At 61.4% G+C, this 13,767-nt stretch carries 12 protein-coding genes and 2 pseudogenes; 6 read left to right on the top strand and 8 right to left on the bottom strand.

From position 1 onward, the window contains the following. Positions 1-4: 4 nt before the first annotated feature. Positions 5-1,138 carry an alpha/beta fold hydrolase gene (locus tag Q7U29_RS13830; RefSeq protein ID WP_304742307.1) on the bottom strand — a complete coding sequence of 378 codons (1,134 nt, stop codon included), beginning with the start codon at positions 1,136-1,138 and terminating at the stop codon, positions 5-7. A 250-nt stretch (positions 1,139-1,388) separates the two neighbouring features. Between Q7U29_RS13830 and Q7U29_RS13825 the strand changes: the two genes are divergently transcribed. From Q7U29_RS13825 to Q7U29_RS13805, 5 genes and pseudogenes are all read left to right on the top strand, one after another. Beyond that, entirely contained in the window at positions 1,389-1,928 is a 540-nt protein-coding gene (locus Q7U29_RS13825) for an Hsp20/alpha crystallin family protein (RefSeq protein WP_304742305.1), read from the top strand. A gap of 87 nt (positions 1,929-2,015) precedes the next feature. Then, positions 2,016-3,638 carry a chaperonin GroEL gene (groL, locus tag Q7U29_RS13820; protein WP_304742303.1) on the top strand — a complete coding sequence of 541 codons (1,623 nt, stop codon included), beginning with the start codon at positions 2,016-2,018 and terminating at the stop codon, positions 3,636-3,638. Further along, complete coding sequence (locus Q7U29_RS13815) at positions 3,635-3,928, top strand: hypothetical protein (RefSeq protein ID WP_304742301.1); 294 nt, start codon at positions 3,635-3,637, stop codon at positions 3,926-3,928. Before groL ends, Q7U29_RS13815 begins: the two co-directional genes overlap by 4 nt. Positions 3,929-4,152: 224 nt before the next feature. Then, positions 4,153-4,356: pseudogene (locus Q7U29_RS13810) on the top strand (YkvA family protein); the annotation flags it as partial. A 118-nt stretch (positions 4,357-4,474) separates the two neighbouring features. Continuing rightward, a pseudogene (locus tag Q7U29_RS13805) lies at positions 4,475-4,729 on the top strand (glutathione-dependent formaldehyde-activating protein); the annotation flags it as partial. A 154-nt stretch (positions 4,730-4,883) separates the two neighbouring features. Here the strand turns inward: Q7U29_RS13805 and Q7U29_RS13800 are convergent. From Q7U29_RS13800 to Q7U29_RS13780, 5 genes are read right to left on the bottom strand one after another with little or no spacing between them, the layout of a single operon-like run. After that, on the bottom strand, positions 4,884-5,855 hold the full coding sequence (locus tag Q7U29_RS13800) for an oligopeptide/dipeptide ABC transporter ATP-binding protein (protein ID WP_304742299.1): 972 nt from the start codon (positions 5,853-5,855) through the stop codon (positions 4,884-4,886). Beyond that, entirely contained in the window at positions 5,852-6,826 is a 975-nt protein-coding gene (locus Q7U29_RS13795) for an ABC transporter ATP-binding protein (RefSeq protein ID WP_304742298.1), read from the bottom strand. Before Q7U29_RS13795 ends, Q7U29_RS13800 begins: the two co-directional genes overlap by 4 nt. Next, positions 6,827-7,726: an ABC transporter permease gene (locus tag Q7U29_RS13790; protein WP_304742296.1), complete on the bottom strand. Its 900-nt coding sequence runs from the start codon at positions 7,724-7,726 to the stop codon at positions 6,827-6,829. Further along, positions 7,723-8,649, bottom strand: a complete 927-nt coding sequence (locus Q7U29_RS13785) for an ABC transporter permease (protein ID WP_304742294.1) — start codon at positions 8,647-8,649, stop codon at positions 7,723-7,725. The genes Q7U29_RS13790 and Q7U29_RS13785 overlap by 4 nt, the downstream gene beginning before the upstream one ends. Before the next feature lie 37 nt (positions 8,650-8,686). Then, entirely contained in the window at positions 8,687-10,207 is a 1,521-nt protein-coding gene (locus Q7U29_RS13780) for an ABC transporter substrate-binding protein (protein WP_304742292.1), read from the bottom strand. A gap of 624 nt (positions 10,208-10,831) precedes the next feature. Here Q7U29_RS13780 and Q7U29_RS13775 point away from each other — a divergent pair. Continuing rightward, positions 10,832-11,863: a DNA cytosine methyltransferase gene (locus Q7U29_RS13775; protein ID WP_304742290.1), complete on the top strand. Its 1,032-nt coding sequence runs from the start codon at positions 10,832-10,834 to the stop codon at positions 11,861-11,863. On the opposite strand, the gene Q7U29_RS13770 is transcribed toward Q7U29_RS13775, so the two are convergent. After that, complete coding sequence (locus tag Q7U29_RS13770) at positions 11,851-12,501, bottom strand: MAE_28990/MAE_18760 family HEPN-like nuclease (RefSeq protein WP_304742288.1); 651 nt, start codon at positions 12,499-12,501, stop codon at positions 11,851-11,853. The genes Q7U29_RS13775 and Q7U29_RS13770 overlap by 13 nt on opposite strands. Beyond that, positions 12,498-13,673, bottom strand: a complete 1,176-nt coding sequence (locus tag Q7U29_RS13765) for a DUF262 domain-containing protein (RefSeq protein ID WP_304742286.1) — start codon at positions 13,671-13,673, stop codon at positions 12,498-12,500. Before Q7U29_RS13765 ends, Q7U29_RS13770 begins: the two co-directional genes overlap by 4 nt. Between the last annotated feature and the right edge of the window lie 94 nt (positions 13,674-13,767).

Here is a 13,767-nt window from a genome sequence, read left to right as displayed (position 1 = left end):
CACGTCAACCAGTGGCGGCAAGGTTGTCCCCGGTGGAACGAGACAGCGGCTCGTTCAGCCAGGCTGCGATCCTCGGCCAATGTTCCTCAAGGGTCCGTTTTCCCATGAACAGGCCGAGATGGTTGGAGGGAGCGACCTCCTCGCGAAGGTGTTCCGGCGGCGTTCGCACCAGCCGTGCCACCGCGAACAGCTGTTCTGCCGTAACCACTTCGTCGGCGTTTCCGGCGAGAAGGTATATCGGCAGTCGCAGGCGCGAGAGGTCAATCCTTTGTCCCAGCGCGACGAAGCCTCCGGTGGCAAGCTCGTTGCGCTTGTAGAGTTTCTCGATGACTTCGAGGTAATAGGTTCCGGGCATGTCAATCGTCCAGGCATTCCAGTTCCGGAAGATCGCCTCCAGCCGCGCGAATTCCGGCGAACCGGCCGCCTGCGGCGTCTGCAGCGATTCCCTGATATCATCGGATTCAATGACGCCGCCTCGCCAGACCCTCGCCAGATTGCGGCCGATAACGCGGCCATCGCCGAGACTCACGAGATTCTTGAAGACTGCCAGAGGCGTCGCTTCCGCCATCGCCGACAATTTCGATTGCCGCGCCGCGATATCGACCGGCGTGCCGACCATCACCAGCTTGCGTACCTTGGTCGGGAACCGGGCCGCATAGATCAGCGACAACCAGCCGCCCTGGCAAAGCCCGACGAGGTCCACCGCTCCGCCGAGATGATCGACAAGGACATTGAGCGCGGCAAGGTAATCGTCAATTCCGAGAAATCGCATGTCGGGGCTGGCCGACCGCCAATCAGCCATGAAAAGCCGTTCAATTCCGGCATCCCGGAGGGCGGCAACGAGACTGTGCCCGGAGGCAAGATCGGCAAGGACGGCTCCATGCAGCGCGAACGGCGAACACAGGATGGTGGGGACACCGCACTTGACCAGGGAGAAGTCGCGGAGCCGCACGGCCTGCAGGTCGAGCGCAATCTCGCTTGCCGTCACCCCCTCCGGCTGCGGCGTACGACCGCCGTCGCCCATCATTTCCAGAAACTGCGCCGTCATGAACGACGCGGTCTCGCTGGCTGATGCGGCGACGAGCGCCGGCCAGAACAACGCCGCATACGGGAACTGACCTCCTGGAAGCCGCTCCATTGACCCTCACCCGGCTATCGTCATCGACAACGCCATCGCGTTGATCGCGGTTCCTGTAACGGCCCGGACCGGCATCGGCCGTCACCCTCAGCGAGTGGCCTCTCCGTAGCACACTATAGCGCCGCCTCGCCGCCAACGTCGATTTATCTCACGCCGCCACGTCGCCAGTTCGTTTGATGAAGATCAAAGACCTACGCTCCCGCAGGAATATTGGTTCCTACGTCAAGCAACCTCTTGAGGAGTATCCATCATGGCGGAAGCTGGAACAAAATTACCCATCAAGACCGAAGAAACCTCTGCGCCGGCGGCCAAGGCCGCGGACTGGCAACCCTTTGAAGTTCTGCGCAATCAGGTCGACCGGCTGTTTCATGACTTCCAGACCGGCTTCCTGCAGGCGCCACTCTTCCGTCCGCTTCCCGACATGGAAGCGTTCTGGCGGCGCGATCTCGGCTTCAACGTCTCGCCGGCGATCGACATCGTCGAGAAGGAAAAGGCATTCGAGCTGACAGCCGAACTGCCGGGCCTCGACGTCAAGGACATCGACATCCAGCTCGCCAACGGCACGCTGACGATCAAGGGCGAGAAGCAGGAGCAGAAGGAAGAGAAGACCAAGGACCGCTACGTCTCCGAGCGCCGCTACGGCTCGTTCCGCCGCTCGCTGCAGGTACCCGGTAGCGTCGACGCCGGCAAGATCGAAGCGAGCTACAAGGGCGGCGTCCTGACGGTGACGATGCCGAAGTCCCCGGATGCGCAGAATAACCAGAAGACGATTCCGGTCACCGCAAAGTAACCAGGCTGCCGGCCTCGCCGCGTCACGATCCGGATCGGCGAGGCCGCACCGCATGGTAGCCACGTGTATTGCACGGAGAAGCAGCGAATGGCCCATAAGCAAATCCTGTTTCACTCCGCCGCCCGCGAAAAGGTCTTGCGGGGGGCCACGCTGCTCGCCGACGCAGTGCGCGTCACACTGGGCCCGAAATCGAAATCGGTTCTGATCCAAAAGAGCTGGGGTCCGCCGATCGTCTGCAATGATGGCGTAACCATCGCCAAGGAAATCGATCTCAGGGATCCCGAAGAGAATCTCGGCGCCCAGGTGCTCCGTCAGGCGGCGGAACGAACCGGAGACGTCGTCGGCGACGGCACCAGCACCTCGACCATCCTCGCCCATGCGATCCTTGCCGACGGCGTACGCAACGTCACGGCGGGCGCCAGCGCCATCGATCTCAAGCGCGGACTGGACCGGGCCGCGCGGGTGGCGATCGAGGCGCTGCGCGCCATGTCTCGCCCGGTGAAAACCAAAGCAGAAAAGGCGCAGGTCGCAACCTTATCGGCCCACAACGATCCGTCCATCGGCGGTCTCGTTGCCGACGCGATCGAGAAAGTCGGCGGCGACGGCGTGATTTCGGTCGAGGAATCCAAGACCACGGAAACCACGCTCGACGTGGTCGAAGGCTTGAAATTCGATCGCGGCTTCATCTCGCCCTACTTCGTCACCGACGCCGAACGCATGGAGTCCGTGCTGGAAGACCCATTCGTACTGCTGTGCGATCACAAGATCGGGGCGCTGCGCGACCTGATCCCGGTGCTGGAGCAGGTCGCCAAGTCCGGCCGTCCCTTGCTGATCGTGGCCGAGGACATCGAGGGGGAAGCGCTGGCGACGCTGATCGTCAACAGGCTCCGCGGCGTTCTCAAGGGCTGCGCGGTCAAGGCGCCCGGTTTCGGGGACCGGCGCAAGGCGATGCTGGAAGACATCGCAATCCTGACCGGCGCGCAGGTGATCTCGGAGGAAATCGGTCTCAAGCTCGAGAACGTCACCTTGCAACAGCTCGGGCGCGCCGCGCGGGTGGTCGCGGACAAGGAAAATACCACGCTGATCGGCAGCGGCGGCGATCGTGTCCGGATCGATGGCCGCATTGCGCAGATCCGGCGCGAGATCGAGAAGACCACCAGTGACTACGACCGCGAGAAGCTCGAAGAGCGGCTCGCAAAACTGGCCGGCGGCGTCGCGGTAATCCGGGTCGGTGCCCCGGCCGAGGCGGAGATGAAGGCCAAGAAGGAGGCGCTCGACGACGCCATCAGTTCCACCAAGGCGGCGGTGGCCGAGGGAATCGTGCCGGGCGGCGGTCTTGCATTGCTCAAATGCATCGAAGCGGTGGCCCGGGAAGAAACCGCCTGCGAAGGCGACGAGCGGACCGGCGTCCAGATTTTGAAACGGGCGCTGGAGGCCCCTGCCCGCCAGATCGCCGAGAATTCCGCCGTGGACGGCGGCGTCGTGGTCGCCCGGATGCTGGGCGGTCAGGGCAATTTCGGCTTCGACGCCGCACGCAAGGAATATGTCGACCTGGTCGAGGCCGGCATCATCGATCCCGCGAAGGTGGTTCGTACCGCGCTGGAAAATGCCGTTTCGGTCGCCAGCGTGCTGCTGCTCACCGAAGCGACGATGACGGAGATACCGGAGCCGAAGCGAGAGCGGCCGGCCGAACCGGAAATGGCGATGTGACCTTGCGGACGCGAAGCCTGATCGTATGGGCGGTCATGATGGCGTCGGGTAGCCTCCCCGCCGGCGCTGTCACCCCCGAGGAGGCCTTTGCAGCCGGTTGCGGCGGCTGCCATGCGTCGGACGCGAAGGTCCTGCGCAAAATCCCCAGCGGCTCGGAGACGGTCAGGCGCGCATGGATTCTGAATTTCATGGCTGGCCACCCCAATGAAAAGGATGCGGTCAAGGCGGAAATCGTCGAATACCTCGTGACAAAGAGTGCGGCTTCAAGAAGTTGGTGGCAATTCTGGTGAGTCGTGGCCTTGACCGCAGTGGGACCGCTGGACGCGAAGCAGCATTCCCGGCGAATTTGATCCATCGCAACGACGCCGCCCCGGCATTTGCTTAACTTTAATTTGCGGACGTCCACTTCCCCGGACGCAACCGCCAGACTTCGGGATGCTCCTGAGCCTCGCTCGGGAGCATCTTTTTGCCGGGTGCTTTGGCGAATGGCCGCCGGGTACTGTAAAAAGTCCAGATGCTCTCCCGCATAAAAACCTGGGCGCGCAGCCTCAAGCGAGACGGTCACGCGATCTATCTGGCCTCCCGCGATCCGCGCGTGCCATGGTACGCAAAGGCTCTCGCCATTGCCGTCGCCGCCTATGCGCTGTCGCCGATCGACCTCATCCCGGACTTCATTCCGGTCATCGGTTACCTCGACGAGTTGTTGAACGTCTTGTTGATCTGATACGACGCATGCGTATTGAAAACAGTATACGAGGCGAGCCTCGCCGCCTGATTGGATTCGTCGCCGACAAAATACTGGTCGCTGACGAACAATGCATCGCCTCCGACCTTGAGTTGAGAACAAGGGGCATCCCTTCTATGGTCTCGACTTCATCCACCCCGAACTGTTCCAGGAAGCCGGCTCGGCAGCACCGGGGTTCGCGGCGTTCGTGTCGTCGGTTATCGAGTCCGGCGTCGCACCATCGGAGATGGCGGGGATCCGATCTCGCCTGACGGAACTCGGGCTCGAGCCCTATGATTGCCTGTCTCCGGCGCTGATGGACGCGATCGCCACCCACGTCGCGAAATCGAGACAGAAGGCGGCTTGATCCCCGCAGGTTGCGCGCTGCCGGCTGCCTCAGCCGGCGGCACGCGACAAGCAATGCGCGCGCCGGCCGCTGAACGCTTGGCTCCAACTGCTTCAAATCCGAGCGGCCGCGGCGCGGCATGCCTGCCTTGTCGGAGCCTGCAGGCAGCGCGGCTTCAGGCAGCCAGCCGGGTGCCGCCATGGTGCAAATGGCATGCGACAAGCCCCTGCCCGTCACGGATCAGGCGCGGCGGCTCGATTCGACAACGTGGGCCGGCATCCGGACAACGCGGATGGAAGACGCACCCCGGCGGTGGCGCCAGCGGATCGGGAAAGCTCAGGCCCAAACCGACATCGGGAACGCCGAGCCCGGGCTCCGGCGTCAGCACCGAAGCAAGCAGCGCGCGCGTGTAAGGGTGGCGCGGGGCGCGGAACAGATCTTCACGGCTTGCGGTCTCGACGATGCGCCCGAGATACATCACGGCGACGCTGGTCGCGACATGCTCGATGACAGCGAGATTATGGCTGATGAAGATGTAGGTCAGGCCGAAATCGCGGCGCAGGTCGAGCAGCAGATTGAGGATTTGCGACTGCACCGAGACATCGAGCGCGGAGGTCGGCTCGTCGAGCAGCACGATTTCGGGTTCGACCACCAGCGCACGGGCAATCGCCACGCGCTGGCGCTGACCGCCGGAAAGCTCATTCGGATAGACGTCGGCGTGGCGTAGCGCCAGACCGACGCGATCCAGCATCGCAAGGGCCCGCTCCCGGCGTTCCCTGGCCGTACCGACGCCCTGCACGGCGAGCGGCAGTGCGACGATCGAGGCGACCGTTCGGCGCGGGTTGAGCGACGAATAGGGGTCCTGGAACACCGGCTGGATGCGGCGGGCCAGCGCGCGGCGTCCGATCGAGGCCACGTCGGTGCCGCCGAACCGGATCACGCCCGCACTGGGCTTGAGGATTCCGAGCAGCATTTTGGCGAGCGTGGACTTGCCGGAGCCGGACTCACCCACGAGACCGAGCACTTCGCCCTTCCCGACCGCAAGATTGACATCGACGACGGCGCGCAGCGTCTGGCTGGCGGCGAACAGCCCGCGCCCGACCGAAAAATCGCGCGACACACCGGAGGCTTCGAGCAACGCGCTCATGCGGCCACCGCTTCGCCGAGGATACAGCGCCAGTCATGTCCGCCATCGGAGCGCACCGGAACGGTCCGGGCACATACCGGCTGTGCGAAATCGCAGCGGTCGCGGAACGCACAGCCTCCCACGTCTCCGATCAGGGAGGGCACGATGCCTCTGATGACGCCGAGCCTGTCGCCCGGCCGGGTGGCGCCCGGCACCGGAATGGAAGCCATCAGCCCGCGCGTATAGGGATGACGCGGCGCCGCGAACAGATCGGCGGCACTGGCCGACTCGACGATCTCGCCGGCATACATCACGGCCACCCGATGCGCGACCCGCGCGACGACGCCGAGATCATGGGTGATCAGCACGATGGCGATGCCGAGATCCCGCTGCAGCTCGACCAGCAGCCGCAGGATTTGCGCTTGAATTGTCACGTCGAGCGCGGTGGTCGGTTCGTCGGCAATCAGCAGCGACGGCCCACACATCAGCGACATGGCGATCATGATGCGCTGGCGCAGGCCACCGGAAAGCTGGTGTGGATATTGTCCGAGCCGCGCCGCGGCATTGGTGATCCCGACCATCTCGAGCAGCGCGACCGCGCGCTCACGCGCCACCGCCATCGTCGAGTCCTTGTGGCGGCGATGCACCTCGGTGAGCTGATCGCCGATCGTGTAGGCCGGGTTGAGCGCCGTCATCGGCTCCTGGAACACCATCGCCATGCGCGCCCCGCGTAGTTCGGCGAGCCGGCGCTCCGGAAGTGCGGCGAGGTCATTGCCCTCGAAGCGCATGCGGCGCGCGCTTCGCTGTGCCGCGCGCGGCAACAGGCCCATCAAGGCGAGCGCCGTCATCGACTTGCCGCAGCCGGATTCGCCGACCAGGCACAGCGTCTCGCCGCTCTGCAGCGAGAACGACACATCGCGTACCGCATGCAGCGTCCCCCGCGCCGTCGCGATGTCGACCGTCAGACCTTCGACCTCGAGCAGAACAGCCACTTAACCCCTCCCCCCCGGCGCCGAGACGTCGCGAATGCCGTCGCCGACCATATTCACGGCAAAGACCAGAATAGCGAGCACGGTGCCGGGAATGGCGATCAGCCAGAACGAGAAGAACATGTACGTCTTCGCCTCGGCGATCATCAGTCCCCAGGACGGCAGCGGCGGCTGGACGCCGAGACCGAGGAAGGAGAGCGTGGCTTCGAGCAGGATCGCGCTGGCGGCTTCGACGGTCGCCACGACCACCAGCTGGGGCAGCACATTCGGCAGCACTTCGCCAACAATGACGCGCAGCGTCGACGCGCCGGCGGCCTCCGCCGCCGCCACATAGTCGAGCACCCGCACCTGCTGCGTCGCGGCCCGCATCACCACGGCGAAGCGGTCCCATTTGAGCAGGCCCAGTACCAGGATGACGACCCAGAGCGAGCCGCCGACCGTGGCGACCACCGCGAGCGCGACCAGAATGAGCGGAAGCGCCAGCCGCACGGTGATGATGAAGGTCACGATCATGTCGACGCGACCGCCGAAGAACCCGGCGGCGAGGCCGAGCGCGGTGCCGATCAGGCCGGAGATCACCATCACGGCCGCGCCGATCAGAAGCGATATCTGGGAGCCATAGAGCACGCGCGAGAGGTAGTCTCGGCCGAGATTGTCGGTACCGAACAGATGGGCCCAATTGCCCTTCTCGTACCAAACAGGCGGAATCATGCGGCGGGACAGGTCCTGCGCGTAGGGATCATGGGGGGCGATCAGCGGGGCGAACAGCGCCACCATGACGATGAACGTCAGCAGGCCGGTGCCGATGAGCAGGCCGCGATGCGCCAGGATCCGGCGGCGCAACAATGCGCCCGATGACGCCGCCGTCAGGTCCAGGACGGGAATTGCCGCGACATCGGTCATGTTCCGCTCCCGACGCGGATGCGCGGATCGAGCCAGGCATTGGCCAGGTCGGCGGCAAGCGTGAGGCCAACATAGATGAGGGAGAGCAGCGTCACGATGGCCTGCGTGACGGGAAGATCCTTATGGGTGATCGACTGATAAGCGAGATAGCCGAGGCCATCGAGCGCGAACACGGTCTCGATCACGACCGAGCCGCCGAGCAGGAAACCGAGTTGCACCGCCGCGAGCGCCACCACGGGAACCAGCGCATTGCGCAGCGCGTGCTTGAGCACGACGGAGCTCGAAGACAACCCCTTGGCGCGTGCGGTGCGGACATAATCGGAGGCCAGCACCTCGATCATGCCGGCGCGCACCAGCCGCATGATGGCGGGCGCGATGTAATAGCCGAGCACGACAGTCGGCAGCACGAAATGAGCCCAGCTGTCGCTGCCCGATACCGGAAGCCACCGGAGCATCACCGCAAACACGATCATCAGGATCAGGGCGAAAAAGAAGCTCGGCAGGGCCTGTCCGATCACCGCCAGCGCAAGACAGAGGCGATCGATCCAGCTGTTGGGATACAGCGCCGCCAAGATCCCGAGCGGCAGCGACACGGCAAGCGCGAAAATCAGCGAGAACAGCGCCAGCAGCGCCGTGGTCGGCAGCTTGTCGAGCACGAGCGCATGGACGTCCGTCTTGAAGAACAGCGACGTGCCGAAATCGCCGCGCGCCATCTTCGCGGCCCAGTCGAGATATTGCACGACGAGCGGACGATCGAGCCCGTAAATGCGTCTGATGTTCTCGATGTCCTCGCTGCGCGCGCCTTCGCCTGCGAGCGCGATGGCGACGTCGCCGGACGCGCGCAGCAGCAGGAAGGCGAGCGCGGAGACGACCACCGCGACCAGAACGGCTAGTCCAAGACGCTTCAGGGCGTAGATCAGCATCCGATGGCCGAGTGTGCGAGGTGGCGCACGCTGCCCCTCACTTGTACGACATTTCCCAGAAGCGCGGGATCTCGTCCGGATAGGCGATGAAGACGAGGTCCTTGTTGGCAACGTAATAGGTCGTCAGCGAATAGAGCGGCAGCGAATAAGCCCGTTCCGCGATCAGGGCAAGCGCCTTGCGATAGGCCTCCTTGCGTACCGCCGGATCGACCTGGGAGTCCCCGCGTTGCAGGAAATCGCGCACTTCCGGATCCCGCGAAATATCGTCCGGGCCGAACTTGTAGTAGACCGGCGTCGACGCGGACACGTCGTTGACCGAGAACGAACCCCAGGTCTGGTGCAGCATCGCCGCCTTGCCGGCGCGATTGGCCTCGCGCATCGCCGCGTATTGCATGAAACGCAGGTTAGCCCTGATGCCGACGGCGCGCAGATAGCCGATCATCGCCTCGGTCTGGTTGCGCTCCCGGTAGGCGTAGAGATCGATGTCGAATCCATCCTTGAAGCCGGCCTCGGCGAGCAACTGCTTGGCCTTCGCCGGATCGTAGGCATAGCGGGGTGCGCCCTCGTCGCTGCACCCGAACTGCGGCGGGAAACAAACTGTGTGCAGCACGCGCGCACCCTGGCCGACGATCTGCTTGACCATGCTTTCGCGATCGATCGCATGCATGATGGCCTGGCGTACCTTGAGATCGCGCAGTTGCGGCGCGGTGGTCGCTTCGCGGCTGTCGAGGTGCAGGAACACGATCCGCATCGTCTCGCCGGAGACGACTTGAAGGGTCGGAACCGCCTTCATCTGGGTCGCCTGATCGAGCGCGACATTCATGATCATGTCGGCGCCGCCGGCCATCATTTCGGCGACCTGGGTCTGTCGGTCCGGAATGAAGCGGATTTCGACCTTCTCGATCTTCGGCTGCGGCTTCGGCGAATCCTTGAAGTAGTCCGGATTGCGCTCCATGCGCACGTACTTGCCGACCGAATGCTCGGTGATGCGGTACGGGCCGGAACCAACAGGCTTTTCATTCATCCCATGCGGGCCGACCTTGGCGTAATATTCATGCGGATGGATCACGACAGGTCCGGCAAGATATTCGATCGCCGCCGGAAACGGCTCCTTGCAGATGATGCGCACCTTGTAGGCATCGATCTTCTCGGCGCGGTCGATCCAGGCCACGTTCTGGCGGGTGACGACCTTGCTTTCCGGACTCACCACGAAATTCAGCGTGTAGACCACATCATCGGCGGTGAATTCGGCGCCGTTGTGGAACTTGACGCCCTTGCGCAGGTCCAGTTCGAGGGTCTTGTCGTCGATCCATTTCCACGCGGTCGCGAGCTGCCCCTTGTATTCGGCGGTCTTGGGGTCGCGGTAGATCAGCGTGTCCCACACCTGCTGGCCGATGATGACCCCGATGCGCACATTGTTCATGAACGGATCGACGTTTTCCACGACCTGATCGTAGGCAAAACGGATGGCGTTGCCCTTCTTGTCCGCCAGCGCGGGCGCGACAGCCATCATGGCGGCAACCACCGCCGTCAATACCCCGGTCGAAAACCTGCTCATCGTCATCCCCTCAGTCGCATCATTGCGGCCCTGTCCGACACCAAGTGGAAAGGCCGCATGCCCGCGAGTCAAGGCTTTACGGTTTGCAGGCAATGTTGGGTTTTTGGGCAGGCCGTGGCCAATCCGCGCGTGGCGCCATACCGCAGGGCGCGATGGGAAGATCAGACGCACTTACGGGTTGAAGGATGCCGTCGCGAATAAGGGCTCACGATGTTTCCATTTTGTTCTGAAAGGGAAAACCCGCGAACTGGCGAATACCCAAACCCAAACAAATGGACAAGTCGGCCCGAGAGGCTGCGCAAGCTCGCGCGACTCCTGATCCTAGCCTGGTGATCCGATGCCGGATCAGCTTCGGGACGTAGTGCTCAACGGTTCGCGAGCCCGTGTGAGACAATCCCAGCCGATCCATCAATGCCGTTTCGCGGACGTCAGCTAACAAGCGATCTGGAAGGATGTCGCACTAAGACTCCTCGACTAAGCTTGCACAACGCGGACGGGCCGTCATGGGGAGGACGGATGTTGGCCGGATGCTCCGAGACCCGCTGCCGGATTCACGCGCATTTCGATCTAAGGCGAGATTGCGGTATACAGTTGCGTGGGCGAGTCTCTCAGGGATTGACGAACTTGAAGAACGATATTGAGGCCGTGGATCTGTTTTGCGGGGCGGCCGGCCTGTCATGGGGATTGAAGAAAAGCGGGATCACCATCGCTGCCGGGATCGACCTTGATCCGGCATGCCAATTTCCCTTTGAGAAAAATATTGGCGCGCCCTTCCTGCAGTTAGACGTCGGGTCTTTGTCGAATGAGGCCGTCGCAGAGTTATTCTCCTCCAAAGTCAGGGTATTGGCCGGCTGCGCTCCATGTCAGCCGTTCTCCGGCTACACGACCCGACGTCGAGCCATCGATCCAAGATGGCAGCTCCTCCTTGAGTTCCTGCGCATAGCAGAAGGCGTAAAGCCAGAGATAGTCACCTTGGAAAACGTGCCAAGGCTGGCTCACCTTCCACTCTGGACCACATTTGTCTCGCGTCTAGAGGCCGCAGGTTATCATGTGACTTGGGGCATCCTGGATGCCGCTCAGTACGGCGTACCGCAAAATCGACGGAGATTGGTTTTGCTCGGATCGCGTTTCGGAAAAATTGATCTCCCTAAGGCAAAAAAATCGACAGCCCCGACCGTTCGATCCGCGATCAGCGGATTACGAGGGATTTCCGCAGGCAAGAAGAACGAAAACGATCCCTTGCATGCTGCCCGTGCGCTCACTGCCCGAAACCTGGCTCGCATCCGCATCGCGAGACCTGCCGGAACGTGGAAGGAATGGCCAAAGCACATGCGGGCTGCGTGCCATACCAGCGAAAAGGGCCGGACATATCCATCAGTCTACGGTCGGATGTCATGGGACAAACCAGCTCCGACGATCACGACCCAGTTCTACGGATTTGGCAACGGACGGTTTGGTCATCCCGATCAAGATAGAGCGATCACGCTGCGTGAAGGGTCTTTGCTGCAATCGTTTCCCAAATCTTTCAAATTTGCTGAGGACGGATTACGCGTGAATTTTCGCGCAATTGGCCGGCTGATTGGTAACGCGGTGCCCCCTGCCTTGGCCCAAGCAATCGGTAAGGCGATCGTGGATCACGTCCGTCAGCGCAGATAATGTTTGTTGTCTAGAAAATCGTCAATATTCACGGTTATCTCTCGCATAAAGGATAGCGAACGACGTGTGATCGCCAGCAGCTCCTTCGCTGGATACTCCTTGCCCACATCCTCATAGGTCTTCAGGCCGTGTGCGAGGTCGTTCCTGATATCCTTGATCGTAACGAGATCACTGCCCTTCCAAGTGCTCGTTGGATTTGTGTGACATGAAAAGCCATATGCATTTCCGAGTGAACGGATCAAACGGGCATCGACATTGCCCGATAGCTTGATTTCCTCATTGAGGGCGACCGCAACAAACGACGCGGGGAAATCTTGCCAATCGTGATCCGTGCTATCGTCGGCATTTCGCTTGTATCGTCGGATAGTTTCTTGTCGCAAAACCTGAGACAGCTTGTCGAACGGAGTTTGCTCTGTTGTTATTTTGTCGTGAATTGCCTCTATTGAGTTCCGCGTAGTCGCCTCGATGATGTTGTAAAGCAACAGGAACGTCCCTGCGCGGAGAGTGAGCAATCGTCGTCCCTGCGATTTCGAAGCAGCTGAGAGGCTCGCCATCCTTTCCGCGGTGATGACGACGGACAAATAATGTCGAGCCTGCCGTTTTCGCTCGTTGAAGGCTACCGCTAACGGACCAGTCATGCGCCTATCAACTTTTTCATCACATAGTCAATTCGTCCGATAAGGTTGGCGCGGTTGTTGGAAGAGTCGCTTGTCGTCCATTTTTGGAATTGCTCGTCCTCAAGCCAAATCGGAATGGCTGCTTCGTTAATGTTGTTTCCTGATCGAAGCGCTAGATTTGTGCCGACCGAAATAGCTTCAAACCGCACGCGAGGAACCTTTCTTCCTCGCCCAGTTTTAACGAAACCATTCGGAAATTTGCTTTCCACGAACGCAAGCATATCGTTCCATTCCTTCCGCATCTTGTTCGCGATCGCACCGGATTGATCGTTCTTCAATTCAGTGTTGAGATCGCGAACGTACTTGAGGAGGAAATCTTTAACGACTTTGCCTTCGGGTCCAGTCCCGAACTGCTCGTAACGATCCGAGAACGCAAAAAATCGAGTGATAAGTTCCTCGTACTCAAATCGCTTTTTCATCGTCTCCGAAATGGGTGCCAACTTGTGCAACGTCGGATTTTTGGCCAACTCTGTTGTGAGATCGACAAAGAGACCGCCCTCGACCCCACGCCTGACCTCGACGGCCTCAAGTCCCACGGAACCCGAATTGATACGATCGAACATGTCACGCCGAACATCTTCAGTGACCATTTCGGTCAGCTCGATCAAACGCAGCGTTGCTCTCCTAAATCTTCGCTGTCGCGACGGATGCAAATCAAAAAACGTAAAACCATTTAATGTTTTCAAACGTTCGAGATCGCTCAACACAAGCTGTCCGGACATGAACTCTACAAGCGTGCGGATCCGCTGAACGCCGTCAACGATTTCCAGGCGCCCCGCGCCGTCTGGGTCTTCCTTTTCGCTGATGTCTGCGACGAAGAGGAACGGGATAGGAATTCCAATCAGAACGGACTCGATGAAGCGTGATTGGTTCTTGGCCGGCCAGATCAGGTCCCGCTGATAATCCGGAACGTAAATCTCGTTCTGGTCCTGATCTTTGCCAACCAAATATTTGCGAACAACGACTTCAGCCGGATATTCGCGGACGATGTAGCGAACGTCCTTGATGTTCTCGACAATTTCATTTTCCGCGGCCGCAATATTATCAGCTGACTTTACCGGAGGACGCTGACGTAAAATCGCGGTTTCGTTGCCCGACTCCACGATAGCGTCGTCGTCAGATTGTTGGCTCATTCGGACGCTTCCAGTAACCGCGCAGCAGTTTCAGCCGCATTGAGTCGGCATCCAACCGCAACCGGAGGATGGGGGCAAGGCAGAATTGGAACCC

The organism is Bradyrhizobium sp., assembly GCF_030654605.1.
Classification (GTDB): Bacteria; Pseudomonadota; Alphaproteobacteria; order Rhizobiales; family Xanthobacteraceae; genus Bradyrhizobium.
The sequence above is the reverse complement of the archived record's forward strand: the minus strand, read 5'-3'. Positions and strand labels throughout refer to the sequence as shown.